Here is a 26646-nt window from a genome sequence, read left to right as displayed (position 1 = left end):
GCGCTTGGAGGTGCAGGGCTCCGCAGGCCGACAGCATCAAAACCCGCCTTCCAGCCCGAGGATCGGGACGGTCACAGGCCCGATCTCCTCGGGCTCGCACGGCGAGAACGCGTCGCAGATCCCGGGGATGTACTCCTTCGACAGCGTGGTGTTGAGCACGTCGAGGACGAGCGACAGCCAGCCGGTCTTCCCGACGGACCAGCGCTTCTCCAGGCGGACATCGAGGCGCAGGAACGGCGGCAGCCGCTCCCAGCGCGCCTGGCCGCCGGCGGTGGGCTCCGGGCCGCCGGGGACGCCGCTGCCCGGTGGGGGGAGCGAGCGGTCCACCTGCTTCTGGGGGAGCCCGGAGTAGAAGACGGCGCGCCCGCCGGCCCTGTACCCGCGGCCGAGGTCGTAGGTCAGCGCGAGGTTCGCCACGTGGGTCCGGTCGACCGAGGTGACCTGCGTGGTCCTGCCGAAGCTCCGCGTCGAGCGGGACAGCGTGTACGACGCGAATCCACCGATGCGCCGCGTGAGCCGCCGGCGGGCGGACAGCTCCACGCCTGTCGCGGCGCCGAGCGCGCGGCCCAGGGCGCCCTCGTCCCCGCCGATGCCTCCGACGCCGAGCGCGTCGGTCATGTTGAAGAACGCGTTGTGGAACACAGTGGCCGACGCGGTGATGTCCTCCGGCAGCTCGAGCTCGACGCCGGCGCTCGACTGGAAGCTCCGCTGGAGCCCGTCGCCGAGGCTCGGGCGGAAGCCGGGGACAGGGACGATGAAGCTCGGCATCTGGGAGGCGAGGCCGTGCGCCTGCACGAACGTCACGCCGGGCGCCACGGTGAGCCGCGCCGAGAGGCGCGGATCGACGGCGAGCGCGACCTCGCTGTCCGAGTGGTAGAGATCGAGCCGGAGCCCCGGGGTGACGCGCAGGCGCGGCGTGACAGCGATGTCGGATTCGATGTAGCCGCCCACGGTGATGTCGTAGCGGGTCGAGAAGAGATCGGGAAAGGGGGAGTCGTCGTCCTCGACGCCGCCCGGCGGAGGTTCGTCGTCGAACCCGAGATCGAACGAGTTGCCGTCGATCACGGCGTCGAGGCCGGCGCGGATGGGCGTCCCGTCGCGCAGGCGATGGTCGAGCGTGAGGCGCGCGCCGAGGCTCCGGGTCAGGGCGCTCTGGTCGTCTCCGATGCCCGTCTCGTCGTGGCCGAGCGTCAGCGCGCCGCGCAGCGCGCTGCCCGCGCCATAGGCGTGGTCGTACCGGAGATCGATCCGGTGAAACGTCGTGTCGAAGAGGGTCGTTTGCTGGCCGCTCTCCTCGTCTGCGAGGTAGTCGCGGGCGCCGAAAGCGAAGACGCTCAACCGGCCTCCCGGGACGACCTCGTAGGAGAGCCGGGCCTGGTAGTCCCAGTAGTCGAGCACCACGCCGGGCGCGGCGAGCGAGAAGAGCAGCGCCGTGTAGGAGTAGCGGCCGCCGACGAGCGCGACCCCGCGGCCGCCGGCGAACGGGCCCTCGACGAGCCCGCCCACGTCGAGGAGCCGGAGCGAGCCCTCACCGTGCCAGTCCGGGAGGGGCGGTGTCGTCTCGCCGGCGACGATCCCGCCGGCGTACCGCCCGTGGCGCGCCGGGTACCCGCCGGGGTAGAGGTCGACGCGGTCCACGATGCCGGGATGGATCACCGAGGGCCCGAGCCCGAGGTGATAGAGGTAGGGGACGCGGATGCCGTCGAGGAAATAACCGACGTTGCCGGGCGGCGACCCGCGGACGTAGAAGAACGGCAGCCCCGAGACGATGGGGGTCACCCCGGGGAGCATCTCGATGGCGCGGTAGGGGTCGCCGAACGCGCCGGGGACGAGCCTTACCTCGCCGCGGCTCAAGGTGGAGACGCCGGGGGCCGGAAGCTCGCCGCGCACGGTGACCTCGAGGGGTTGCGGCGGGGCCGGGGGCGGGCCGGAGGCCGGGGGCGCGGGGGCGGGGCCGGGCGGGGGTGGAGGCGCGGCTGGGGTGGGCGGCGCGGCGCCGGGCGGCGCGGGGGGCGCGGGCGGCGGGGCCTCGGTGAAGCGGACCTCGACGCGGATCCTGGCGGCGACCGGCGCGCCGTCTCGGGTGGCCGGCGCGAAGCGGAACGACGTCGCGGCGGCGACGGCGGCCGACGCGAACGGCTCCGGCCCCTCCTCGGGGACCGCGGAGCGCACGGTCCCGTCCGCGTTGACGGTGAGCACGAGGTGGACCGTGGCGTCGCCGTGCGCGCCGTCAGGGTAGCCGGCGGCGAGCGGCGTGAGCGGCGTCGGCGGGACGAGCATCCCCGCCGAGGGCGCGTCGCGGGACGGCGCCGCCGGGAGTGCGCTGCTGGACGGCTCGGACGACGGCGCATCGTCGGAGGGCGCCGCGCTGGGCGGCGGTGGGTCGGGCGCGGCGAAGGCGCGGCACGGCGCGAGCGCGAGCGCGAGCAGCGCGGCGGCCGCCGTGGAGATCCGGAGCAAGCCCGCCGCCGCACAGCGGAGACGTGGCCGAGCGAGCACCGGAGCAGAGCACGGCGCCCCGAGGCGTGGGGGCGAAGGAATCGAGACCATCGAGGGGTTCACATCATCGGCGCTCTGGCCGACGTCCTGATCGGCTTTTTCTTGAGGGATTGCTCGCGTCCGGGTCCCCCTCGCCTGGATGCTTCCAGGGCGGGACATCCTTCGCCGGATCGTTCCTGAGCCGACGTCCGCCCATCGCCTTCACCGCGGCCCCGCCGCCGCGCGGCGGGTCACGCCACGTGGCCGTGGCCGACCCCTCGCAGCTCCGGCAGGACGGGCGCGGCGGCGCGCTACGGCGTCGACGGGTGGCCGAGCGACAGCTCCATGACCACCTCCTCCCCACTCATCTGGCCGTTGGGGCGGAAGCCCAGGCTGCGGTAGAACGGCTCGGGGCTGTCGGGGCCCGGCACGTAGGACAGCAGCAGCGACGAGAAAAGCCCCTTGCGCCGCGCGTGCTCGATGACCAGCAGCATCGCCGCCCGGCCGACGCCGCGCCGCTGGAAGCGCCTGTCGATCATGAAGCGCCAGACGCCGATCTCGGGCTTCTCCGGCGGCGGGGACTCCAGCGAGTGGTCTTCCAGCATGATGAAGCCCGCGGGCTCGTCACCGCAGTAGATGGCGCGGAACCAGGCCTCCGGCGCGAAGTGCGCCTGGGCGAGCGAGACCGCGTTGGTCGCGACATAGCGCTTCTGGCTCTCGGCCACGGAGAGCTCGAGGATGGCGTCGAGGGTGTCGCGGGTGATCTCGCGCAGGGAAACGGGCGGCGTGTCGTCAGGCATGGTGTTGTCCCGCAGAAAGCAAGGGCTGGACCGGGGAAGCCGGCGTGGAGGTTGGAGGTCTTATTTTCACGGCCGTGGTCGCGGGCAGGGTACCACGGGCGCGAGAGGAGCTGGGCCTCGGAGAACCATGCTCCTGAGGGAGCTCACGAGGGGCGAATCGGCTCCGCGAGCCAGCGGACCAGCGCCTCACCCTCGAGATCGAGCAAGGCATCCTCGACCTCGCCCGGACCGAGCGCGCGGGCGCGCTCGACGATCGAGCGCTCTTCGTCGGCAGTCGGGCGTCGGCCGAGCCGCCGCGCGAAAAGACGACCGAGCAGCTCTGCGATCGCCTTCTGCTTGCCGCGGTCCTCTCCCCGTTGCTCGGCCTCGATGATCATCTCCCCGATGATCGGCGTGCGCCGGAGCAGCCCTTCTTCTTTGTCCTCCACCATGACGATGAGCTCCTTCCACAGAGTATGCCCCCAGGGGTCGATGGCCGCCATCACCAGCAGCGCCGTGTACAGCTCGGCCCGCTCCTCGGCGGTCGCCGCGGCCGTGTGGATCTCCGCGACGACCTCCCGCAGCGCCGCGGCGGTCGCGTCGCGCGCGAGCGGGGCGAACACCAGCCAGAGCACGCTGCCGCGCGCCCGCAGCTCCTTGATTGTGCGCTGGTAGATGGCGTCGACGCGGAAGTGCGCGCCGCTGAACGGCCGCCCCGGCCAGGCGATGCGGCGCTTACCTGTAGCCGGCAAGCGTCGTTTGCGACCCGACAGGACCACGGCGACGCTCTCGATCGGCGGCACCGGCGCACCGGGGGCCTCGAGGCGGAGCGCGGCGAACAGTAAGCCGAGGTACTCGAAGACGCGATCCGGAACGTCGTCGCGGAGCGCGAAGCAGAACTCGACATGCAGCACCCGCGGCTCGTTGTCGACACGCAGGCGAAGGGCCTTGTCGAGGCGGCGCTCGATGTTCGTGACCTGGCTGTCGACCCAGCCGAGGACCTCGATGGGGCGGCCCTCGGGGACGAAGGCGCGCGCCAGGTCCTCGGGGCGCCTTCGGGCGAGGTGGCGCAAGGTGATGTCGGCGTCTCCCATGCGCGGCGCCCATGGCAGATCGCGTACCAGGGGATCAGGAGGCCAAAACCGGAGATTTCCAGAGGAGACACGGCGTCGGGCAGGTGGCGGCGCCATGGCGGGTGGCGGCCTCGCGAGGCGCGCCCGCCGCGCCATCAAGACCCCGCGCCGCGCCACCCCGCACTCGCTCCGCGCCTCGCGCATCGCGACCGCGTTATTCCATCGAGCGCCGTCGGTCGCCTCCGCCAGCCGATGCGCGGACACCCGCAAACCCGATCCGCAGAACCTGGAATAACTCCGGTGCGCGGTGTCGTTGTTGGGGCGCCCGATGAAGCCGCGAACACCGACTCTCGTTCTGGCCGCGGTCCTCTCCGCGGCCTGCTCCAGCCCCTCCAGGCAACCGGCGCCGGACCAGCGGAATGCCGGAGTCGAGGAGGCGGCCACCCCGCCGCCGTCTCCTCCACCACCGCCGTCCCCTGCACCGCCGTCCCCGCAGCTCCGCGCCGGCGTGCGCACCGGCGGCGCGCTCGCGCGCTCGCCGCAGGGCGACGCGCTGTACCTGGCCGACGAGGACCACGCCGTCGTCCGGCGCATCCCGCTGCCGGTCGACGTGAGCACGCCGCCGATCGCCGTCTCTGTCCCCGGGCGCCCCGCGCAGGTGCTCGCGCTCGACGGCCGCGTGCTCGTCACGATCCGGGATCCCGGGCTGCTGCTCGTCCTGCGGCCGGATCCGACGGCGGGCCTCGTCGAGGTCGCGCGCGTGCCGCTGCCGGCCGACGCCTGGGGGCTGGCGATCACGCCGGACGAGCGCACCGCCCTCGTCACCAGCGCGTGGACCGGCGAGGTCTCCGCGGTGGATCTGGCGACCGCCACGAGGTCGTGGTCGATCGACGTCCCGCGCGAGCCCCGCGGCGTCGTGGTCCGCGAGGACGGCGCGGCCGCGTACATCACGCACCTCACGTCGGCGGCGCTCACCCGGATCGACCTGCGCTCTCCACCCCGGGCGATGTCGATCGCGCTCCCCGCGTCGCCGTACCGCGCCCCCCCGGACGCTCCGCGCGCCGCCTCGCTCGGCTACGCGGCCGCGCTCTCCCCGGACGGCCGCCGCCTGTTCGTCGCGCGCCACGCGCTCGGCGCGCTCGGCGATCTGGCGTGGTTCGGCGCCGCCACGGTCGACGTCCTGCAGACGGGCAACGACGAGCCCCTCGCGCCGCGCCGCCGCGAGGGCGCCCTGATCCGGATTGCACCGGCCTTCGACATCGACATCGTGGGTGACCCGGAGCTCGAAGCCCCGAGGACCGAGCTCGCCCCGTTCGTCCAGCCGCGCGCCCTCGTCTACCGCGCGAGCACCCGCACGCTGCTCGTCGCCAGCGAGGGCACCGACGCCCTCGTGGAGCTCGACGCGCTCTCTGTCGAGCCGACGCTCCGGCCCCTCCGCACGTACCCGCTCGGCAGCGCGCCGGCGTCCCACCAGGCGACGCCGGGGTCCCTGGAGTTCCTGTCGCGACGGGTCGGCGCGGCGACCCTGTGCGGCGCGCCGAGCGGCGTCGCCCTCTCCAGGGACGAATCTCAGGCCTGGGTGTACTGCCGGTCGACAGACACCCTCGCCATCGTCCGCCTCGACGCGCACGATCCAGAGGCCCCCCACGAGCCGGGGCCCGTGCCGTTCATCCGCCTGGCCGAGCCTCCGCGCTCGGAGCAGGCCGCCATCGGCCGGAAGCTCTTCTACAACGCGACCGACTGGACGACGAGCGGCGGGCTCGGGTGCGCCGGGTGCCACCCCGACGGGCGCGACGACGGCCACGTGTGGCACGAGGTCAGCGGCGACGACTTCGCCAACTTCTTCGGATCGGCCGACAACCGTCCGATGGAAGGGCTCGCGGGTGGCGTGGCGCGGCAGACTCCCATGCTCGCAGGGCGCGTGTCGGCCGAGGGCCCTTATGGCTGGAACGCCCAGAGCGAGAGCCTGGCCGCGCGCATCCGGGCGGGCTTCGGCCTGCACCGATGGGGGATGGGCGGCGGCGCGGACGCCGAGCTCGCGCTGCGCGCGAGCCATCTCGCCAGCTTCCTTCGCGAGGGGCTCGCGCCTCCGCCCAGGGAGACCCGGCCGCTCACGCCGGAGGAGAAGCACGGCTTCGCGCTCTTCACGAGCGAGGCGGCGCAGTGCTCCCGCTGCCATGTGCCCGAGACCGAGTACACCGACCGGACGGGTTACCCGATGCCGGGCCTCGGCGAACAGCCCGGGTTTTACCGGGAGAAGAAGGGCACTGTGTACAAGACGCCCTCCCTGCGCTTCGTCGCCGGGACAGCGCCCTATTACCACGACGGCTCCGCGAGGACGCTCGAAGAGCTCGTCGAGAAGAACGAGGATCGCATGGGCCGCACCAGCCACATGTCGAGGAAAGACAAGGCGGCGCTCGTCGCCTTCCTGAGGACGTTATGAAGAAGCGATTGTGGATCGGTACAGTCCTCTTCGGCGCGCTCGCGCCGGCGCAAGCCGCGGAGCCGCCGAGCGGCCAGTCCGCGGGGCCGGACGGCGCCGCGATCGAATCTCGGGCAGCGGCAGGGCAAGCGCCCCCGGACGGCGGAGGCGGCAAGGAGGCGCCCAAGGCGCGCGCGCTGGAGGAGGCGCCGCCTGCGCCCGAGCGGACGCCGCGGCCCGCGGCGGCGGAGTGGGACGCCGCCGAGCCGGTGCGGCTCGCGAGGGACAGGAGCGGCGCCGCGTGCAAGGCGCGGATGCGGCGCGAGTGGCTGCGCATCGACTGCTCGGCGCCCTCGCTGGCCATGGTGAGGACGCTCGGCGCGAGCGCCGGCGAGGCGTGGTTCGGGCTGGACCAGAAAGGGGGCGACGGGCTCGCCACGGGCGCCTCCGTGGTGTTCCCCGTCCGGCGCGGCGATCGGAGGGTGATCGAGATCGGGTCGGAGAGCTTCGAATACCGCGGTCAGGTCGGGTTCTCGACCAGCTTCGTGGTCTCCGAGCAATGGCTCGACGGCGACGCCGGGCCGCTCGTGAGCGTGCTCTGAGGCCTGGCGGTTCCGCCGGGCCTTGCCCGCCCGGCGTCGTCCCGGATCGGGGCCCTCGCGGTCGGACTCGCTTGCCCGGGCGCGCGCGGCGTGCGTTGATGGCGCGCGTGACAACGGGATCCTTCGAGGCAGGTGGCCTTCGTTTCCGGCTCGACCGCGAGGGGGCCGAGGTGAGCGGGGGGCCGGCCCGCCCGGTCCAGGCCAGGATCGAGCCCGGCGAGGCGGGCCTCGACGGGGACGAGCCGCTGGCGGAGCTCCTCGGCCGCCGGCTGTCGGCGCTGCTCGGCGTGCCTGTCAGCGACGAGGAGGGGATCTTCGATCTGGCGGTCGAGCGCGATGGGGCCGTCGTCGCCGCCGTTCAGCTCTCGTGCGGCGAGGACGACGAGGACGTGCTCGAGCTGCTCGGCGAGCGGGCGCCCTCGCTGCAGGTGCGCGCGCTCGTCGAGGCGCTCGTCGAAGCGCTGCGCGCCCCGGGCTGACCGCGCGCGGCACCGGAGCGCGCGGGCCGTCCGGCAGGGGAGGGCGGGGCATCGGGCGCTGAGGCCGCCGTGTCGCGTCCAGACCCGCGCCCGAGCTCGGAGGTGCCCTCTTCACGCCTGCAGGCTCGAGCCGCCGCGGCGCGGCCCCGGGCTAGCCCTCCCCGCACACAGTGCACCAGGGCAGCCGCACGAGCGTGTGGTGCGATGTCTCGAAGGTGCAAAGGTCCTGGACGAGGAGTCGGCCCGCGAGCCGGGAGGCCGTGTACGCCGTGATCGCCTTGAGCGCCTCCATCGCCGCGAGCTGGCCGAGGAGCTGGCCCATCGCGCCGGCGTGCGGGGCCGGCGCGCCGCCCGGGCGCGCGGCGGACGCGGGGTTCAGCGCCCCCGCCTCGGCGCAGATCCGGCACGCGGTCTCGCCCGGGAACACGAGGGGGCCGACGACAGCCGCCGCGCCCGCGAGGTGCGACCAGAGCGACACGATGCGCGCGCGATGGGCGAACCGTGCGACGCGCTCCAGGAGCGGCTCGTCGTCCGCGCGCACGGCCGAGACGATCAGGCGGGGGCGCCCCTCGGGCGAGCGGAGATCGCCCGCCTCGAGCGCGGCGGCGGAGCTCTCGTCCACCCGGCACCGCGGCGCGCGCTCGCGGATCAGCGCGGCCACGGCGGCGCGGCGGGGCGCGCCGAGCGCCGCCGCGCCGCGCTCCCGGAGCACCGCGGCGTCGCCCGGCCCGACGACGCCGTCGTCGACCAGGTGGAGCGCGGCGACCCCCGCCGCCGCGAGCGCGAGCGCCGCCGAGGCGCCCCAGGGCTCGAGGCCCGCGACGAGCACGCGCGCGCCCGCGAGCCGCTGCTGCGCCCCGGCGGCCGCGGGCCACCGCCGGAGGAACTCGTCCTGGCCGCGGAGGCGCTCTCGATCGAGGGGCGCCGCCGCGTCGGGCGCCGCCTCGATGAACCCGCGCGCCTCGAGCAGGTCGAGGAACCGGATCACGCTCGCCGGCGCATAGTCGGGGAGCGCCTCGACGACCGCCTGGCGGTCGCGCGACCCGTCGAGCAGCGGCGCCATGCGCTCGACGAACGCGCTCACGTCCGAGCCGGTGAGCTGGAAGGCGCCCAGGTCGGACTGGAGGATGACGCCCACGCCCGTGGGCGTGATGCTGGCCGAGCGGCTGAGTCGAATGCTGGGCATGGTGCTCTCCGACGGTCGTCGTTCAGGCGTGCTCGGTCTCTGTCCGGCCCTCTGCCGGCCCGGGATGACCTATGCAGACGACGTAGATGGCCTCCTCCTCGGCCGGCAGCTCGAGGAACGCGTTGAGCTCCTGGTCATAGAAGCCGCCGATGGCCACCGGGCCGAGGCCCATGGCCGTCGCGACGAGATAGAGGTTCTGGCCGAGGTGCCCGGCGTCCATCCATACGTAGCGGTAGCCGCGCTGGCCGTACTTCCACATCGTGCGGAACGGGATCGCCGTGACGATGACCACGACGTTGGTGTTCACGAGCATGTCCTGACCGAGCGCCAGATCGGCGAGCGCGGCGTGCGCGGCGCCTTCCCGCCGGAGCTCGAGCTCGTGCGCCCTGGCGTCGTAGTGGTGCAGGCCGTCCGGGATCCCCTCCACGGCTTGCGTCGCCACGTAGATCTCGAGCGGGTACCGGCCGCCCGCCGAGGGCGCGGGGCGCTGGCTGCTCCACTCCCCATCGCCCTTGCGCAGCGTCCGGACGCCGTAGCTCGCGTGAAGGAGCCGCCCGAGCGTCTCCAGCGGCAACGGCCTGAGGGCGAAGTCGCGGATCGACTGCCGCCGCTCCAGCACCGCGCCGAGCGGGGTGTCGACCGCGAAATCGCGCCCGGGCAGCGCCGTGCGCGCCGAGCCCGCGTAGGTGCGGAAGCGGCGCGGCTGGAGATCGCCATCGAACGTCCGCTCCAGCGGCCGCGATCTCACGTGCGAGGACTGGAGGTGATAGAGCCGCGCGACGTCCGCCTCTTTGCTCCTTGCCATGGTGTCCTCTCTCAGGCCATCGGGTGGGGATCGGGGTTGAATCCGTGGGGCGCCATCGAGCGGAGGCGCGGGTTCCCGAGCTGCGCGAGCTCATGGCCGAAGTGGATCTGCTGGAACTCGGGCCCGAGGGCCCGGGCGACGCGGAATGGGGTCGCCGCGAGATCGGGCGACGTCACGTCGACGATCGCGATGCGGAGCCCCGCGGCCGTCACGCGCCGGGCGAGCTCGGACAGCGAGACCTCCCCGGGCTCTTCGAGCTGCGAGGCGGTCACCGCGCCGCCTTCGCGGAGGAACGCGAAGGCGGCGGCGCGCTCCGCGGGAAAGTAGTAGGCCGCGTGATCGTCGAGCGTGCGCACGTCCTCCGGCCGCGCGGGGATGACGACCTCCTGGCCGGTGACGAAGCGGATGACGTAACTCACTATCTGGCCCTGCTCCAGGATGGCTTTCCTGATGGCCGCGCGGGGGCTCAGGTGGGCGGCGAGCGAGACCACGGCGCCGGGCCAGCGCTTGCCATCGCCATAACCCACGCACATGACCGCGGGGACCGCGATGCCCGCCTCCAGGAGGTACAGCTCGACCCGGGCGCCGCAATCCGCGAGCTGGCGGGCGACCTCCCGCGCGTCGGGGTCGATCGATTCGTCGAGCACGATCCGTCGCCCCGGCCTGCGCGCGAGCCAGGAGATCATGAACGCGTCACGCTCGATGAGCTCGAGCGCGGCCGCCATCGACGCGTCGTCGAGCGTCGCGCCCGCGGCGAGCCCGTTCGAGGTCACATCGAAGAAGCGAGCCTCCGGTGGAGCGCAGTAGGTGTAGTAGGCCGCGAGCGCCGGGACGTGCACGGGCGCGCCGGTGTCCAGCCAGCGCCCGAGGACCCAGTCGATCGGCGTGGTCGCAACGACGAGGGCGTAGGGGAACCCGGGGCGGGCGTACTGCGTTTCCTCGTAGCGACCCAGCCGCTCCGGAGCGATGAAGTCGCCCTTCATCTCGACGATCGAGGCGCGGAGGAAACCCGCCCTGTCGATGCGCGCGGAGGCGTAGCGCTCGATCGCCTCGCCCACGGCCCTGATCAGGGCGTCGACGGCGGTGGTGCCCTTTCCGGTGCCGACCTCCGGCTCCTCGCAGCGGTGGGCGTGCCCGGCGCCCTCGGTGTAGTTGCTGAGGACGGCCGTGGCGGTGAGCGGCGCTTCGAGCGCGAGCGCCGGGCTCTTCATGTCCAGCCTGAGGTGCCTGACGATGCCCGTCCGCGCGTCGACGATGCCAGCGAGCAGCCGGCGGAGCTCCGCGGTGTCGCGCGCGCCGGAGAGGCGAACGCGCGGGGCTTCTCGAGCGGCCCCCTCGCGCCGGGCGCCTGCGGCGCCGCCGCAGACCGGGCACCAGGGCATCTGCAGGACGGCGTGGAACGACGCCTCCGGGTCGACCAGGTTCTGCACCATGAGCCCGCCCGAGAGCGGCGACGCGCCCCGGCGGACGAGCAGGTCGATGGCCGCGAGCGCGACCGCGTGGCCGAGGAACGCCGGCACGGGCGCGAGGTAGGTGCGCGCCCGGGGGCCCGGGCGCTCGGCGAGGAGCGACGCCTGGAGCGCGAGATCGGCCTCGGCGTTGTCGCTTGTCGCGAGCTGCCGGAGACGGCAGCACTCCCAGCACGCGGTCTCGCCGGGCACGACGGCCGGGCCGATCACCGCGTCGAGCCCGTCGAGGTGGGCGCTGAGCGACGGGATCGAAGCGCCGTGGGCGAGGCGGGCGACGCTCTGAAGGACGAGGAGATCGTCGCTCGAGACGCAGGCGAGGATCAGGTCCCAGCCGGTGTCCTCCTGGACGAGCGGGCGCTCTGCGCGTGCGACCAGCGCCCCGGACGAGACCGCGCACCGGGGGGCGAGGCGCGACAGCGCGAGGGCGAGCGCAGGGGCGCGCTCTCTCCCGAGGTCCGCCTCGGCGAACGGGCCGAGGTCGTCCGCCGTGACCGTCCGGTCGTCGAGGACCTGGAGCGCGCCGACGCCCGAGGCCGCGAGCTCGAGGGCCGCGACGGCGCCCCACGGCTCGAGACCAACGACGAGGACGCGCGACCGCGCGAGCCGCTCGCGCGCCTCGTCCGGAGCAGCCGGGGCGCCCCCCTCGATCGGGGGAGCGGAGGTCGATGAGCTGGATCGTTCGATGGCCACGCGAGATCTCCAGAGAAAAGGCAGCGCGACGAGGTGCCGACCTGCGTCGCGCCGGGCCGCCGGTGTCGGTATGTAGGAGGTTCGATGCCGGCGCCGGACGAGGGATGCTCCGAGCGCCAACGGGAGCATCGCCGAGAGCCAACGGGGAGAGCCATTGGGAGCATCGCCGAGAGGCAACGGGAGCATCGCCGAGAGGCAACGGCATCGAGCCCGCGCACCCGCGGCGTTCCAGGGAAGACGGGGAGCTGCTGTGAACGCTCCCCGACTTCCCGGGCGCGCTCGCTCGCCCGGCTACCCCGGGGCTAGGTGCGGGCGCAGTGGCAGTGGCCACAGCCGCAGTGGCCGCAGCCGCAGTGGCCGCAGCCGCAGTGGCCGCAGCCGCAGTGGCCGCAGCCGCAGTGGGCGCTCGTCAGCTCCATTGTTTCCGCGCTATCCGACCTGCCCGACAAATCGTCGACGGCGTTGCGGATCTCCTTCATCGCTATGTCCAGATCCTTCGGTGCTCCATTCGTGATACTTGTATTCGTCATGGTTGAGCCTCCGGTTCTGAGTCCCCCAGTACTGAATGGTTCACAGGCACTCTTCGTCAACGCCACACTCGCGTACGAGCAGCGGAATCTCGTGTGCGAGCTCCTGTCATCCAGGCGGACCAGCGCCGCGGTCGCGCGAGACGCCCCCGCGCGCGCGGCCACGCAGGTCTTCGATTCGAGCTCGATCGGGCTCATGTAGGCGAGCCGTGAATGCCGTCGCTTCAGGTTGTAGAAGTTATCGATGTAGTCTGTGCCCGAGGCGACAGCGGCCGCTCGCGTCGGGGAGCGCTCGTACTCGACCGGGTGATCCGGGGCCAAGGGCATGAGCGCCTGAGACCCGCCGAAGAAGCCCGCGACGCGCGCAGCGTGCCGGGCGCGAACCACGGGGAGCTATCCCTTGGCGCAGATCGAGCAACGGTCGCTTCGCGGCCAGCATTGGCCGGCCCGGCTCAGCGCGGGATCAGGTTGCGGCAGCCGCTGCCGCAGTCGTCCCCGTCGAGGTTGTTGCCGTCGTCGCACTCCTCCACGGCCTGGACGACGCCGTCGCCGCAGAACTCGCCGAGCCGGCAGTCCGCTCCGCACTCGCCGTAGCCGCCGTCGTTCACGCCGTCGTCGCACTGCTCGCCCAGACCGACGATGCCGTCGCCGCAGATCGGCGCGCACTCGCTGCGCGCGGTCGCGAACCCCTGCAGCGTGAGCTTGAACGTCGAGGCCGCGGTCTGGCGCTCGGCGTGGAACACGGCGATCTGGTAGACGCTGCCGTCCACGAGGCCGAGGTCGACGTTCCGCGCCGGGATGACCTCGTCCCCTTCCGCGGCGTAGGTCACCCTGCCTGCCCCCGCAGCATTGATGACGAGGTGACCGGTCACGGCGCTGTGGATGCCGCCGACGTCGACAGCGAGGCGATCGTTGATGAACACCCACACGTCGTCGTCGCCCGTGAAGTCGAGGACGTACTCCTCGCCCGCCGTGTACTGGAACCAGTAGCGGATCTCGCTCGTGAAGTGGAAGTTGTGATCCGGAGTGCCCTCCTCCTTCAACCAGCTCCCATCCCCGTAGCTCGGGAAGATGTCGGCAGGGACGCGCTCGGCCGCCGGCGTGAACGAGTCGCCGTCGACAGGGAAGAACAGCGGGTTCCCGTCGTAGGCGGCCTCCAGGTACCTCGCCCAGTAGACCCCGCCGCGAGCCTCGCAGCCGCGGAACTCGGGGCTGTGGATGTCGCCGCACGAAGCGGTGTTCTCGGTCGTCGAGGTGCACGGCTCGCCGTCCTCCTCGTTGCCCACGTTGCCGCAATAATGCGCGCTCTCCGGCGACAGCAGCGACCACTGCTCGCCGTCCGCGCCCCAGCGGTTCACGAAGCGGCCGTCGCCTGTGTCCCACAGCGTCAGGGTGGTGACCGTGGTGCTGTTGGTGCCGGGCACGTCGCGGTACCAGTCGGCGAAGCTCTGCGCGCTGGTGACCAGGCTGTTCGCGACCGCCATGTACGTCGGCTTCTTCCCGGCGTCGAGCCGTGGGGCGACCATGCCGAACACAGGCGCGCTGCGCCCGGGGCCATTCGGCTGGAAGTCGGGGTGGGCCGCGCGGAAATCGCGGTACACCGCCGGCACAGCCATCGATCCCGAGGGCTGCGGCACGGCGCAGTCATAACCCGGCTCTTCCGTGCACGCCGCCGAGCAGCCGTCGCCGTCGATGTTGTTGCCGTCGTCGCACTCCTCCGCGAGCACGAGGCCGTCCCCGCAGCGCGAAGCGCAGGAGCCCGCGGAGCAATCGGGCTCCGCCTGGCAGCTCGTCGAGCAGCCGTCGAAGGGCAGCGTGTTGCCGTCCTCGCAGCTCTCTGCGCCCTCCCGCGCGCCGTCGCCGCAGGACGTCGGCGTGCACGCGCTCGGGCTGCCATCGCATTGGTGGCCGACCTCCACCTTGCATGTCGGCGAGCAGCCGTCGCCCGGGTCGGTATTGGCGTCGTCGCAGAGCTCCGGAAACACAACGACGCCGTCCCCGCAGCGGGCGATGCGCACGCAGGCAGCTCCCGGCACGGCGCAGGACCAGCCCAGCTCGACCGAGAGGCAATCCCCCGGACAGCCGTCCCCGCCCGCGACGTTGCCGTCGTCGCACGCTTCGTCCGACGTCAGGACTCCGTCACCGCAACGGAACGTGGCGCCGTCGTCGCCCACGCCGATGTCGTCCCCGATCCCCGTGGCGCCGCTGCCGGCGCTCCCGGCGCTGCTGGGACCACCCCCGACGCCCGGCCGCCCGTCGCCGGGCGTGCCCTCGTTGGACGCAGAGCAGCTCGCCACCAGGGCGATCCAGCTCGCGATGACGATCCTCGAACCAGGCCGCGATACACAAGGACGCATGACCTCCTCCTTCCGGTCGCCCGGGACCTCTCGGGGGCGTGACGTGGCGACAGTCTCTCACATGGGTGCCCTGCGCTCGAGCGCCTCGTGCGCGCGTCGCCGCCCGCTCGGCCGTGGATTGAAGTCGACCACCTCGCCGCGCGGATAAATCCCGGCACAGCGTCGCCTTTTCGCGACGGCGGAAGCTCCGCAGCGCGCACCGCGTCGTGGAAGCTCGTCGCCGATCTCGTGATGGCGAAGAATTCGAATCCCAGAGGCACAAAGGACACAGCGTTGCTTTGTTCTCTCCGCTGTGCCCTCTTCCCGCTGGGATTCCTTCTCTTGATGGACCAGGGATGAGCGTGGGCTTCTTCATCGGATATCGCCTCCTGGCGCGCATGATCCGGAAGCGCTTCGGCCAGAGGCTCCGCAGCACGACGTGGCCGCGTCGTTACTCCGGTCGCCCGAGCGGCAATTCATGTGCGAGGCGGCTTGACAGATTTTGACGAGGCCACGATAATTCCGGCCCCACGACGACTAGGCCGGGGGAACAGGAGGCCGACGTGACCTGGACGATTATCTCGGATAAAAAGTACGAGAAGACGCTCTCGAAGTCGGGGCTCATGGGCTCCGAGGAGCGAAAGCTCAACGAATGGCTCGCCCTCGTGCCGAGCAAAGGTCCGTTCGACGCCGCCAGGGAGCTGCACATCGACTGCACGAAGCTGAAGGGCGTGTCGGACGAGTGGCACCTCTACCTGGGGAGCTACCAGCGCCTGTTCTTCACGGTGACGGGGTTCAATCAGGTCGAGCTGCTGGGCGTCGGGCACACCTGAAGCGCCGCGGGCCTCGCGCGCGATCTCGGCTCGACGCCGGTCGCGCGCGGTCCGCGTGCCGTGCCGCGGCGAGGACCACGGCGCTCCCGGCCAGCGCCCGTACCGACCTGGCCACGACGCTGCGTCCTGTTCGATCCCGGGGGCGACAACATCGAGATCGTCCACCACGGCCGGCGACCAGGCCGGCGGACGGTATCGCGATCACGTTCTGACCTGGGCGAGCGCGCCGCCAATGCGCGGATTCACCACCCTTGCGCACCTCATGGTGGATCCGGAGACTCCCGAGCGAGGCACTTCCATCGTTCCTGATTCCAGCTTCGCCCGCCCGGTGCTACCATGACCGACATGCCCCGGTCTCGGGGTCCAGGAGCGTTGTCGCATCAGCGCGTCAAGGAGCCTGGACACGACGACGGCACGGAGGGTACCGCTCGTGTGGCAAGCATCGGCTTCGGGTGGACGATCGGACGCCAGTCTCCAGAGGGCGGACAGCGCGCGTTCCGTCGCGCCGCGCTCTGACCGCTCCGGCGACGCCGGCCCCGCTTCTTCTGTCGGCGGGCGGGGCGACCTGGCGCAGGACCCGCGGCGCAACCAGCTCGTCGCGGGGCGGTACAGGCTCTTGCGGCTCGTCGGACGCGGCGCGATGGGCGAGGTGTGGCTCGCGCACGACGGGGCGCTGCGGGTCGACGTCGCGCTCAAGCTCCTCGCGGTCCAGCGCGAGAGCCAGGCGGGCACCGCGCTGGAGCGCTTCCGGTTCGAGGCCCAGGTCGCGGCGCAGCTCGCGCAGAAGACGGACAACGTCGTCGCCGTGCGGGACGTCGGCAACGATCCTGCCGCGGGGCCGTACCTCGTCATGGGCTACGTTCGCGGTCGATCCCTGAAACAGCTCATGCAGGAGCGCGGGACGATGTCCCCGGCGGAGCTCGCCCCGCTCCTCGGCCAGATCGGAGAGGCGCTCTCTGTCGCGCACGGCCTCGGCATCGTGCACCGCGACGTCAAGCCGACGAACGTGCTGCTGGAGGAGGGGCGCGACGGTGAGGTGCGCGCCAGGGTCGCGGACTTCGGCATCGCCAAGTGGATCCGAAAGGATCTGCCCGCCGACTTCCCCCGTCGGACCGCCGACGGCGTGGTGCTGGGGACGCCGGCGTACCTGAGCCCGGAGCACACGTGCGACGGGGACACCAGCCCGCACTCGGACATGTGGGCGCTCGCGGTCGTCTCGTACGAGGCGCTCACGGGCCGGCTTCCCTTCCCGGGCCACACAATGAGCGACGTGCTCGCCTCGATCCTGGCCCAGGCGCAATCGCCGCGGCCGGCGCCGTACCCGGAGGCGCCGCCAGCGCTCTCGGCCTGGTTCGCGCGCGCCTTCACCCTCGATCCGACGGAGCGGTTCCCCTCGATCGAGGCCATGGTCGCCGCCTACAAGGCCGCTGTCGGCCCGTCGAATGCGCCGGCGCGGGCCGAGCCCGCGCGCCGGGGCAAGCTGGGCCTCGCGGCCGGCCTCGTCGTGGCGCTCGGCGTCGTGCTGTCCACCGGCGCGCTGTGGGCGCAGGCCCAGGTACCCGCCGCGCTGCGGGCGTCGAGCGTCGACGCGCGCGCCGCCTCCGTCGTTCGCGCCGCGCAGGCGCGCATCGCCGCCCAGGCGAGCCCACGCCCGGCAGCGAGATCGGAGGACGCCGCGGCGCTGGGGGCCGCCGTCCCAGCGCCCGAGGAGGCCTCCGACCCCGCGGCCGCGCCGCGGCCCGTCTCCGCGCAGGCCGCGCGCCCGGTCGACCCCCGCCCGGCGCCGCGGAGCGCGCGCGTCCCCCGCGACAACCGCGCGACGGGCGCCCGAGGCGTGTCCGCCGAGCGCGAGCTGCTCAGGACGCGCCACTGAGCGGCCCGTAGCCGACTACCTCCCTCGAGGTCGTGTCCAGCGTCGCCTGACGTCGTGCGCGCCCCCGGCCAGTGCACGAGTCTTTTCCTCACGGCGAGATCGACCGTGTTCGACAGGCTCGCCAGGCCGCAGCGACCGCCGCGGCCGCCCGGCCGGGTGGCGGGCCGTGGATCCCTCTGTTATGTCAGTCCCTCGCAGACAAGGAGCGTCGCAGGTGAGCGTCCGCAAGCGTCACAATGTGAAGGTCGTCGGCCGGGGCGACGTCGACATGATCTTCGCGCACGGCTACGGGTGTGATCAGAACATGTGGCGCCTGCTCACCGGCGCGTTCGAGGACAGCCACCGCATCATCCTGTATGACCTCGCCGGTTGCGGCGGCTCGGATCTGTCCGCGTACGACCGCAGGAAGTACGACACGCTCGAGGGGCACGCCCGCGACGTGATCGAGATCCTGGGCGAGATCGCGACCGGGCCGGCGGTGTTCGTCGGACACTCGGTCAGCGCGATGATCGGGCTGCTCGCAGGGATCGCGGCGCCGGAGCGCTTCCGCGAGCACATCATGGTCGGGCCGTCTCCCTGCTACATCAACGACGGCGACTACTTCGGCGGGTTCTCGCGCGACGACATCGACTCGCTCCTCGACGCGCTCGACAGCAACTACCTTGGATGGGCCAGCGCGATGGCCCCGACCATCATGGGCGCGCCGGACCGGCCCGAGCTCGGCGAGGAGCTGACCAACAGCTTCTGCAGGACCGACCCGGAGATCGCCAAGCACTTCGCGCGCGTGACCTTCCTCTCGGACAACCGGGCCGATCTCCCCAGGCTCACCGCGCGATCGCTCATCCTTCAGTGCTCCGACGACGTGATCGCTCCGCCCTCGGTGGGCGAATACCTGCACAAGGCGCTGCCGAACAGCGCGCTTCGCTTCATCGACAACATCGGTCACTGTCCTCATCTCAGCGCGCCCGGGCCGCTCGTGCAGGCGATGCGAGAGTTCCTCGAGGCGTGAGCCGGGCCTGTCGATGAGCTCCGCCGGGGAAGGCTCAGGCGACGCGCTCGACCTCTACGAGCTGGCCGCGTGCGGCCTCCTCACGACCGCCGCCGACGGGACGATCCAGCGGGTCAATCGTACGATGTGCGCCTGGACGGGGTTCGCCGCGCCCGAGCTCGTCGGCAAGCGATTCCAGGATCTGCTCACGATCGGCAGCAAGCTGTTCCACTACACCCACTGGATGCCGCTCCTGCAGATGCAGGGCTCGGTCGCCGAGGTGCAGCTCGAGATCGTGCACCGCGACGGCCGCGTGCTCCCCGTCCTCGTGAACGCCGCCCGCCGCGCGGGTCCGGCCGGGGCCGCCTCGTCCGCCCGGCCGCCTGTCGACGTCGCCGTGTTCATCGCGACAGACCGCCGCAAGTACGAGCGGGAGCTGCTGCTCGCGAGGAAGCGCGCGGAGGAACTCCTCGCGAGCGAGCGGCAGGCGCAGGAGGCGCGGGCGCGCGCGGAGGCCCGGCTGCGGCTCGCGCTCGACTCGGCGCACCTGCGCGTCTGGAGCGTCGACATGGCGACAGGCGCCCGTCACTACGAGCGCGACGTGGCCTCGCTGCTCGGGCTCCCTGCCGCCGACGAACTGGCCCCCGAGGCGTACGCCGAGCGCATCCACCCGGACGACCGCGCCGCCGAGGCGGCCGCGTTCGCCGCGGCGATCGATCCGGAGCGCCGCGCGACGTACTCGGTCGAGTACCGGCTCCTCGGCCACGACGGCGTCGAGCGGATCGTCCGCTCCACCGGGCGCGCGTTCTTCGACGACGGCGGCAAGCCTGTCCACTTCACCGGCATGATCGAGGACGTGACGGACCGCCGGAGGAGCGAGGAGGCGGTCCGGCAGCGCGAGGACGAGTTCCGGACGCTCGCCGAGAACTCGCCCGACGTGATCGCGCGCTTCGACAGGGCGCACCGCTACGTGTACCTGAGCCCCGCCGCCGAGGCGCTCACCGGGAGGCCTGTCGAGGACTTCCTCGGAAAGCCGGTCGGCCGGCGCGGGATGGGGGACGCGGACGCGGCCGCCTGGCGCGCGGCGATCGACGAGGCGTTCGCGGGCCGCGACGGCACGCTCGCGTTCACCTACGAGGCGCAGGACGGCCGTCGGCGCGAGTTCCAGGCCCATGTCGTCCCCGAGCGCAACAGCCGCGGAGAGATCGCCACCGTCCTCGGGCTCACGCGCGACGTGACCGTCCTGCGCCAGCAGCAGCGCGAGGCGCAGCAGCGCGCGATCCTGGCAGAGCAGCTCATCGGGATCGTCAGCCACGATCTTCGCAATCCGCTGAACGCGGTCCTGCTGGGGACACAGATGCTCGAGGACGCGGACGCGGAGCTCCAGGGCGTGATCGCCGGCCGGATCACGGCCGCCGCCGACCGCGCCAACAGGCTCATCGGGGACCTCCTCGACTTCACCCAGGCGAGGCTCGGCGGCGGCCTGCGCGTGCAGCGCCGCGAGATCGATCTGCACCTGTTCGCGGCCGGCTTCCTCGACGAGCTGAGGCTCGCCTGGCCGGGCCGTCGGCTCGAGCACCGGCGCGCGGGGGAAGGCCTGGGGTCCGCCGATCCGGATCGCATCGCGCAGATCCTCACCAACCTGGTGAACAACGCGCTGACGTACGGCACCCCGGACGAGCCTGTCACGGTGACAACGGCCGTGGCCAAGGACGCGCTCGAGATCCGGGTGCACAACACGGGGCGGCCCATCCCGAAGGAGCTCCAGGCGCGCATCTTCGAGCCCATGCAGCGGGGCGCCGCGCAGGTGGGTCCGGGCTCGCGCAGCGTCGGGCTCGGCCTCTACATCGTGCGCGAGATCGCGAGCGCGCACGACGGCCGGGTGAGCGTCCGATCGACCGAGCGCGAGGGGACCACGTTCACCGTGGTGCTCCCGCGCGCCCAGGCAGCAGCGCGCGCATCGCAGGGGTGATGACGTCCGCGATCGCGCGGCGCCAGGCGTCCGCCATGACGGCGCCGGCGGGACGCCCGTGCGCGGCGAGGGCCTCGGCGGGGGCGAAGGCCGCCGCGGCGGCCGGCGGAGGCGCGGCGAGGCCCGCCTCGAAGGCCGCCGAGACGGCCCGGCGCACCGCGTCTCCGCCGGTCTGGAGCGCCCAGGTCACGAAGCGCCACGCGAGCTCGGCGTGGCCGGCCGCGATGCTTCGACCTGGTCGTGGGCGCCGATGGGCTGCACTCCCGCGTGCGCGCGCTCGCGTTCGGCGACGAGTCGAGGTTCTTGCGCTTCCACGGCTATTACGTGGCGACGTTCGCCGCGCCGAACCACCTCGGCCTCGATCACCAGGGCCTCATCTTCAGCGAGCCGGGGCGGGCGGCCAGCATCGCGAGCGCCCGCCGCCCCGAGGAGGTAACGGCGCTCCTGATGTTCGCCTCCAGGCCGCTCGACCACGATCCGCGCGACGTGGTGCAGCACAAGGCGATCCTCACCGAGCGTTTTGCGGGGATGGGGTGGGAGGTGCCGCGTCTGCTCGAGGCGATGAGGCAGAGTCCGAGCCTGTATCTCGACGCCGTGGGGCGGATCGGCATGGATCGCTCTTCGCGCGGTCGCGTCGTGCTCCTGGGCGATGCCGGCTATGGCGGCACCATCGGCGGACAGGGGACCGGCCTCGCCGTGGTCTGCGCGTACGTGCTCGCGGGTGAGCTCGCCGTCGCGAAGGGAGACCATCGCGCCGCGTTCCAGCGCTACGAAGCGCGGGTCCGTCGATATGCCCGGCGCTGCCAGCAGGGGGCGAAACACGTCGGCTCGTTCTTCGCACCACCGACCCGCGTGCAGCTCGCGCTGCGCAACACGATGTACCGGGCGCTCACCTCGCGTCCGCTCTCCCGCTGGTTCGAGAAGATGGTCACGAGCGCCGCCAGCGACCTCGTGCTCCCCGCATACCCGGCGTGACCTCATCGAGGCGGGGGATGTCAAGATAGCTGGCCGTTGATCTGGTCACGTCGTCATGAGTGCTTGAGCCTCATGAGCGTGGGGGTCGAGGGGCACGGGGCCGATCGGCTTCCAGTTGCGCGTCTGGCCAGTCCAGCGCAAGGGCGTCTTGCGGCGAGCCCGCTGGTAGAGGGCATGGCGGGCGGCGATGGCGGCCTGCTCCGCGCCGCTCACCGACGCGTCCAGCCACGGCGAGATGAGGATCATGGCCCGGGGCCGCGGTCCGCCGCCGTCGCGCAGCACCTGCGCGGCGGCGAGCGCCATCCCCGCGCCGGCGGAGTCGCCGATCGCCGTGACGTCCTCGGGCCCCACGGCCTCGAGCAGCGACCGCAACAGCCTGGCAAGGGCCGGCACCGTCGCATCCGCGGCGGACAGCGGCGCGACTGGATAGATCGGCACCACGCACCGCGCGGGTGCCTTCGTCGTCAGCTCACCGATAAGCCCCCAGTGCCGGCGCTTGATCTCGTTGATGTAGCCGCCGCCGTGAAGATAGACGACGTGCTGCCGCGCCTGAGGATACGCCGCGGGCGCCGTGTGATAGACGGGCCAGCCCTCGGCGGTCTCGAGCGATGTGCTCACGTCCTTGCCGAGCCCTGTCGGGCGGTGAGGCGCGGGCCGGCGTGCCGTGTCGACCGAGCAGCGCGAGGAAGGACGCCGTGCCGCAGCCGAGGTCGGCGATGACGTCGTCCGCCTGCGGGCGCAGCTGCCGCAGCAGCGCGCCCCGCCAGCGAGCCTCCCGCGTCAGCGCGGCGACGATGAGGTCATAGGTCCACAGGAACGGCACGGCGGGGGATGAAGTCCCGCGCGTGGCCGGCGTGCGTGATGTTCATGTCGATGCACCTCGGGAACGCGGTGGTGGACTCATTGTGAGCGATGGCTCATATTCGGTCCGCTCGCATTCCAGAGGCGCCGCACATGACCAGGAGACCGCGCCGAGGAAACTCGCCACCCAGCAACGGGCGCAGCTGACCGTCGACGCGCTGCTCACGGCGACCGCTCGCATTCTGGCGAAGGAGGGGTACGACACGGCCAGCACGAACAAGATCGCGCTCGCGGCGGGCGTCGGCATCGGCTCGCTCTACCAGTACTTCCCCGGCAAGGAGGCGTTGGTGGCCGCCGTCATCGACCGCCACATGGAGGAGATGATGGATATGGTGCGCCTGGCGCTGGCCGACGTGATTGACCAGCCGGTCGAGGCGTCGGTACGCAGGCTGGTGGCGGTCATGGTCGACGCACACCGGGTCGATCCGCGACTGCATCGGGTGCTGTTCGAGCAGCTCCCGCGTGTCGGAAGGCTCGCGAACGTCGAAGCGCTGCATCATGAGTCCTACGCGCTCGTGCGCGGCTATCTCGACGTGCACCGCGACGCGTCTCGTGGCCGGCTACCTCACGGGCACGTGATCCGGCGCGCGGCATCCTGGCGGCCTTCGATACGTCGACTCCGAATCGCGAGCCGTGGCGAGAAGGCGGTCCCCTTCGAGGCGCGCACGGAGCGCGGCGAACCCCTTATCCGCCGCGCTCCGTGCGCGCCGCCTCGTCGAGGAAGCGATGCATGCGGCTCCGCATCTCCGACAGTTCGCTCCCCCCACGGCCCGCGCCCAGCGTGGAGAGCGCCGGCGCGAGCAAGAGGCAGTATGTTGGTTTCATCAGCCGCTCCTTGCGGGCGGCGAGCCTAGAACAACGATCTCGTTGATCAAGCGAGAAATGAACCGCCAAGACGCCATAAGATGCCAAGACGCCAAAAGACACCATGGAATAAGTAAATATTTATGGCGTCTTATGGCGTCTTATGGTGTCTTGGCTGTTCGAAATTCTGCGCTTTTCAGGCAGTTTCAACCCGTTTGTCGCTTAGTCGTGGCGTTCGCGCTCGTCGATGCTTGACGTTCGCGCGTCGCGCCAGGACGGCTGTCGCTGAGCGCCTCGATCCGGCGGAAGCGCGTGCGCCGCGACCGCGGCGCCGCGAGCTGCCGCGCGGTCTGCTCGAGCCGTCGGTCTTGTGTCTCCAGGGCGCGTGGAGCACCCGCGGCTCATGGCAGCGCCCGGTTGCCTGGTGAGGGTGCCAGCGCAGGATCTGCGCGAGGCTCAGGGATCCACGATGGTGCCGGCGAAGGCGACATCGCCGTCGTCCGAGCGGATATCAAGGGTGCTGCTCCCGGCCTTGCTGCCGACGATCAGATGGCAACGCCGATGAACAGGCCCCCGCCCATGCGCTGCGCCTGCTGGATGAGCTTCGTCGCGGCGACGTCGCCCACAAGCGGGCCACGTTCGCGAAGGCGGTGCCATCGCGCGGCAGGGGTCACGCGGCCCGGCGCCTGCGCGTGAGCGTCAAGCCGAGGGCTCCGAGCAGGAGGACCAGCGGACCCGCTTGCGAGTTCGTCGAACCGCCGGCCGTCACGCAGCCGCAGCCGCCGTCCGCGATGGGCTCGCCTCCCACGGCTCCGCCCGCACCACTGCTTGCGCCGTCGCCTACGCCGCCGCCGCTGCCTGCGCCGCCGCCTACGCCGCCGCCGCTGCCTGCGCCGCCGCCGCTGCCTGCGCCGCCGCCTACGCCGCCGCCGCTGCCTGCGCCGCCGCCTACGCCGCCGCCGCTGCCTGCGCCGCCGCCTACGCCGCCGCCGCTGCCTGCGCCGCCGCCTACGCCGCCGCCGCTGCCTGCGCCGCCGCCTACGCCGCCGCCTACGCCGCCGCCGCTGCCGATTGCGCCGCCGCCGCCGCCGCCGCTGCCGCCTGAGCTTCCGCTGGAGTCGCCGCCTGCGGCTGCGGTGCCGCCGACGCCGCCGCTGCCGCCTGAGCTTCCGCTGGAGTCGCCGCCTGCGGCTGCGGTGCCGCCGCCGCCGCCGCTGCCGATTGCGCTGCCGCCTGCGTCGCCGCTGCCGCCTGCGCCGCCGCTGCCGATTGCGCCGCCGCTGCCGATTGCGCTGCCGCCTGCGTCGCCGCTGCCGCCTGTGCCACCGCTGGCGCTGCCGCTTCCTTGCGCTTCGATTGTGCACGCGTTGCTGCAACCGTCACCATCAGCCGTATTCCCGTCGTCGCACTGCTCCGGACCATTCACTTCGCTGTCCCCGCAGTACGACCCTCGACCCGAGCAGTCGGCATTGCACTTGCCGTACTGCCCGTTCGCCGCGCCGTCGTCGCACGCCTCGCCGGCGCCGAGGATCCCGTCGCCGCATACGCCGAGCGCAACTTCGTACGCGCCCATATCGAACGCCGGCCCACCGAGCCCATCTCCGTCGAGCGGACGCGGTGTCCCCTCGATGTCGCGATCCGGGGCTCCGGTCATGGTGCCCGCGTCGATGCACAGGCTGAGGTCCTGGAGCCTCAGGTTCTCCGGCGCTCCCACGTAGAGCGGATTGACCGAGATCGTCCCCTCTCCTGGCACTACGTTTTGGTAATTGACGGAGTTGTTCCACACGTTTGAATACGTCACCGTCGTCGTCCCGGAGCCGCTCGAGCGCCTGATCCCACGGCTTGCGCGCTGGTGCGAGATGATCGAGTTCGTCACTGTCAACGACGCCGAGCCAGAATCCCCGGATACTTCCACGCCATCTTGGCCGTTCCCGTAGATGGTTACATTTGTCAATGATAGGCTGACTCGCTCCCCTCTGCCCGCGATCAGTTGCACGCCGTCAATGTCGTTGTTTCGAATGACGGAATTCGTGATCGAGCCGCTGCCGGCGCCGACAAAATATGCGCCGTGTTCATTGTGGTGCAGCGTCAGCCCGTCCAGCGACTGCGACCCTTGCGCCACGTATACACCGTACATGGCCGTCATGATCACCGTGTTTTTGACCGAATTGTTCGACGATGTCGCAAAAAACTGCGGTCCCCACCAACGCGAAGACGACGACCTCATGGTCACCGGCTGCGCTGCTGTCCCGTTCGATCTCAGCGTCCCGCTCATCCGAAGCTCGCTCCTCGATGCGTCGCTTCCAGACTTCATTTGATCAGTCGCCGAGAACTCCAACGTCACCCCAGGATCGATCGTCAACGTGACGCCTGGCGGGACCGTCAGATCACCCAGCGCCCTGTACGGGGAGCCTGAGAGGCTCAGCGTCGTGTCCGTCCACAAGGTGCCCAGGAGGCCGTTCGTGGCGTCTCCTGTATATGGCAATGTCCCGATGTCCCCACCGGTATCCGACGCAAAACGACATGGTGAATTCGATGTCAGTCGAAGGTTGTTCGGCGCTGCCACGTAAAGCGGATTGCTAGAGAGCACCCCGATTCCCATGGCTAAATCGCTGGGGAGGTTCGTGGAATTGTTCCACACATTCGAGTGTGTTACCGATACGGATACGTTCGCCGGTTCGTAAAGGCCACAGACTCCGCAGCTGTTGTTGGTTATGATCGAATTTGCCACGCTTACCGTCGCCGACGAGCCCGTCGTTGTGCCCACCCAGACGCCGCCTTGATTGTTCTGGTTAATGGTCATGTTCGCCAACGACACGCTCACTGCCGCCCCGGCGTTCGAGTTCACGACGACGGCGTGCTGGGTGTTGTTCCGAATGACCGCGTTCGCGAGCGCACCTCCTCCGGCGCCCAGGAAATACACGCCGCCCTCGTTCGTGTGTGCCGTAAAGTCGGTGAGCACAGGTGCGCCGGCGCTTACGGTAATGGCGATTTTGGCGTGCTGCAGCACCAGGTTCGTCGTCGTTATGATCGACGTCGGCGTGTCCAGCACGAGTCCATACCACTGCCCGGCCACGCCCATCGACTGAAAGCTCACGGGATTTGCCGCCGTGCCATTCACCTCGAGCATCCCGCGGACCGTCGCCTCGACTCTCGCTGTGTCGGCCCCCGCGCCGAGCCCATCCGACGTGGCGAATAGGACCGTCACGCCCGCTTCGATCGTCAGCTTCGCCCCCGCAGGCACCAGGATATCGCCCTGCACCATGTACGGGCTCCCGGCCAAGGTCCAGGTCTGGTCGATGATGCGGCCGCCCGCGATGTTCGTCGCGGCGAGCGCCGATTTCGGCCACGCGAACAGCAACAAGCACGCCCATAGAACGATGAATAAGCGAAATAGTGGCGCTGTGGAGCGCTTCGGCTTTGGCATGGCTGTCTCCTGAAGCGACGGTCTTCTCAGGCGCGCGGGGCTCCCGGCCCGTCCGGACCTGCACGTG

Annotated in this window: 18 protein-coding genes; 9 read left to right on the top strand and 9 right to left on the bottom strand. The window is 71.7% G+C overall.

Annotated elements, in window-relative coordinates; all coding sequences use genetic code 11:
• Positions 1 to 36: 36 nt before the first annotated feature.
• The 3 genes from WMF42_RS27995 to WMF42_RS27985 form a co-directional block, all read right to left on the bottom strand.
• The gene (locus tag WMF42_RS27995) at positions 37 to 2460 is read right to left on the bottom strand and encodes a TonB-dependent receptor domain-containing protein (protein ID WP_437685919.1); all 2424 of its coding nucleotides are present in this window, start codon (positions 2458 to 2460) and stop codon (positions 37 to 39) included.
• A gap of 329 nt (positions 2461 to 2789) precedes the next feature.
• Positions 2790 to 3278 (bottom strand): GNAT family N-acetyltransferase, encoded by a 489-nt coding sequence (locus tag WMF42_RS27990; protein WP_437685917.1) that lies wholly within the window; start codon positions 3276 to 3278, stop codon positions 2790 to 2792.
• A gap of 143 nt (positions 3279 to 3421) precedes the next feature.
• Positions 3422 to 4351 (bottom strand): hypothetical protein, encoded by a 930-nt coding sequence (locus WMF42_RS27985; RefSeq protein ID WP_437685915.1) that lies wholly within the window; start codon positions 4349 to 4351, stop codon positions 3422 to 3424.
• A gap of 307 nt (positions 4352 to 4658) precedes the next feature.
• Here WMF42_RS27985 and WMF42_RS27980 point away from each other — a divergent pair, with 307 nt between their 5' ends.
• The 3 genes from WMF42_RS27980 to WMF42_RS27970 all read left to right on the top strand — a co-directional run bounded on the left by WMF42_RS27980 (position 4659) and on the right by WMF42_RS27970 (position 7833).
• Positions 4659 to 6773 (top strand): hypothetical protein, encoded by a 2115-nt coding sequence (locus WMF42_RS27980; RefSeq protein ID WP_437685913.1) that lies wholly within the window; start codon positions 4659 to 4661, stop codon positions 6771 to 6773.
• Positions 6770 to 7354: a hypothetical protein gene (locus WMF42_RS27975; protein WP_437685911.1), complete on the top strand. Its 585-nt coding sequence runs from the start codon at positions 6770 to 6772 to the stop codon at positions 7352 to 7354. The genes WMF42_RS27980 and WMF42_RS27975 overlap by 4 nt, the downstream gene beginning before the upstream one ends.
• Before the next feature lie 107 nt (positions 7355 to 7461).
• Positions 7462 to 7833 (top strand): hypothetical protein, encoded by a 372-nt coding sequence (locus tag WMF42_RS27970; RefSeq protein ID WP_437685910.1) that lies wholly within the window; start codon positions 7462 to 7464, stop codon positions 7831 to 7833.
• 151 nt (positions 7834 to 7984) lie between these two features.
• On the opposite strand, the gene WMF42_RS27965 is transcribed toward WMF42_RS27970, so the two are convergent.
• The 4 genes from WMF42_RS27965 to WMF42_RS27950 all read right to left on the bottom strand — a co-directional run bounded on the left by WMF42_RS27965 (position 7985) and on the right by WMF42_RS27950 (position 14867).
• The gene (locus WMF42_RS27965; RefSeq protein WP_437685908.1) at positions 7985 to 9019 is read right to left on the bottom strand and encodes a TOMM precursor leader peptide-binding protein; all 1035 of its coding nucleotides are present in this window, start codon (positions 9017 to 9019) and stop codon (positions 7985 to 7987) included.
• 22 nt (positions 9020 to 9041) lie between these two features.
• Positions 9042 to 9824 carry a SagB/ThcOx family dehydrogenase gene (locus WMF42_RS27960; protein ID WP_437685906.1) on the bottom strand — a complete coding sequence of 261 codons (783 nt, stop codon included), beginning with the start codon at positions 9822 to 9824 and terminating at the stop codon, positions 9042 to 9044.
• A gap of 11 nt (positions 9825 to 9835) precedes the next feature.
• On the bottom strand, positions 9836 to 11983 hold the full coding sequence (locus WMF42_RS27955; RefSeq protein WP_437685904.1) for a TOMM precursor leader peptide-binding protein: 2148 nt from the start codon (positions 11981 to 11983) through the stop codon (positions 9836 to 9838).
• Between the two features lie 979 nt (positions 11984 to 12962).
• Positions 12963 to 14867, bottom strand: a complete 1905-nt coding sequence (locus WMF42_RS27950; protein ID WP_437685902.1) for a DUF4215 domain-containing protein — start codon at positions 14865 to 14867, stop codon at positions 12963 to 12965.
• Positions 14868 to 15409: 542 nt separating this feature from the next.
• On the opposite strand from WMF42_RS27950, the gene WMF42_RS27945 reads away from it, so the two are divergent.
• The 5 genes from WMF42_RS27945 to WMF42_RS27925 all read left to right on the top strand — a co-directional run bounded on the left by WMF42_RS27945 (position 15410) and on the right by WMF42_RS27925 (position 21487).
• Positions 15410 to 15679 carry a hypothetical protein gene (locus tag WMF42_RS27945; protein WP_061607572.1) on the top strand — a complete coding sequence of 90 codons (270 nt, stop codon included), beginning with the start codon at positions 15410 to 15412 and terminating at the stop codon, positions 15677 to 15679.
• 616 nt (positions 15680 to 16295) lie between these two features.
• Positions 16296 to 17552, top strand: coding sequence for a protein kinase domain-containing protein (locus WMF42_RS27940; protein WP_437685901.1), 1257 nt, complete (start codon positions 16296 to 16298; stop codon positions 17550 to 17552).
• A 214-nt stretch (positions 17553 to 17766) separates the two neighbouring features.
• Positions 17767 to 18561, top strand: a complete 795-nt coding sequence (locus tag WMF42_RS27935) for an alpha/beta fold hydrolase (protein WP_061609663.1) — start codon at positions 17767 to 17769, stop codon at positions 18559 to 18561.
• Between the two features lie 13 nt (positions 18562 to 18574).
• Positions 18575 to 20512, top strand: coding sequence for a PAS domain-containing sensor histidine kinase (locus WMF42_RS27930; protein ID WP_437685898.1), 1938 nt, complete (start codon positions 18575 to 18577; stop codon positions 20510 to 20512).
• 240 nt (positions 20513 to 20752) lie between these two features.
• On the top strand, positions 20753 to 21487 hold the full coding sequence (locus tag WMF42_RS27925) for a hypothetical protein (protein ID WP_437685896.1): 735 nt from the start codon (positions 20753 to 20755) through the stop codon (positions 21485 to 21487).
• Positions 21488 to 21532: 45 nt separating this feature from the next.
• On the opposite strand, the gene WMF42_RS27920 is transcribed toward WMF42_RS27925, so the two are convergent.
• Positions 21533 to 22105, bottom strand: coding sequence for an alpha/beta hydrolase fold domain-containing protein (locus tag WMF42_RS27920; RefSeq protein ID WP_061609661.1), 573 nt, complete (start codon positions 22103 to 22105; stop codon positions 21533 to 21535).
• A 287-nt stretch (positions 22106 to 22392) separates the two neighbouring features.
• Here WMF42_RS27920 and WMF42_RS27915 point away from each other — a divergent pair, with 287 nt between their 5' ends.
• Positions 22393 to 23202 (top strand): TetR/AcrR family transcriptional regulator, encoded by an 810-nt coding sequence (locus WMF42_RS27915; RefSeq protein ID WP_437685894.1) that lies wholly within the window; start codon positions 22393 to 22395, stop codon positions 23200 to 23202.
• A 620-nt stretch (positions 23203 to 23822) separates the two neighbouring features.
• Here the strand turns inward: WMF42_RS27915 and WMF42_RS27910 are convergent.
• Entirely contained in the window at positions 23823 to 26579 is a 2757-nt protein-coding gene (locus WMF42_RS27910) for a hypothetical protein (protein ID WP_437685892.1), read from the bottom strand.
• Between the last annotated feature and the right edge of the window lie 67 nt (positions 26580 to 26646).

This window comes from Sorangium sp. So ce176, assembly GCF_051519835.1.
GTDB classification, from domain to species: domain Bacteria; phylum Myxococcota_A; class Polyangia; order Polyangiales; family Polyangiaceae; genus Sorangium; species Sorangium cellulosum_G.
The sequence above is the reverse complement of the archived record's forward strand: the minus strand, read 5'-3'. Positions and strand labels throughout refer to the sequence as shown.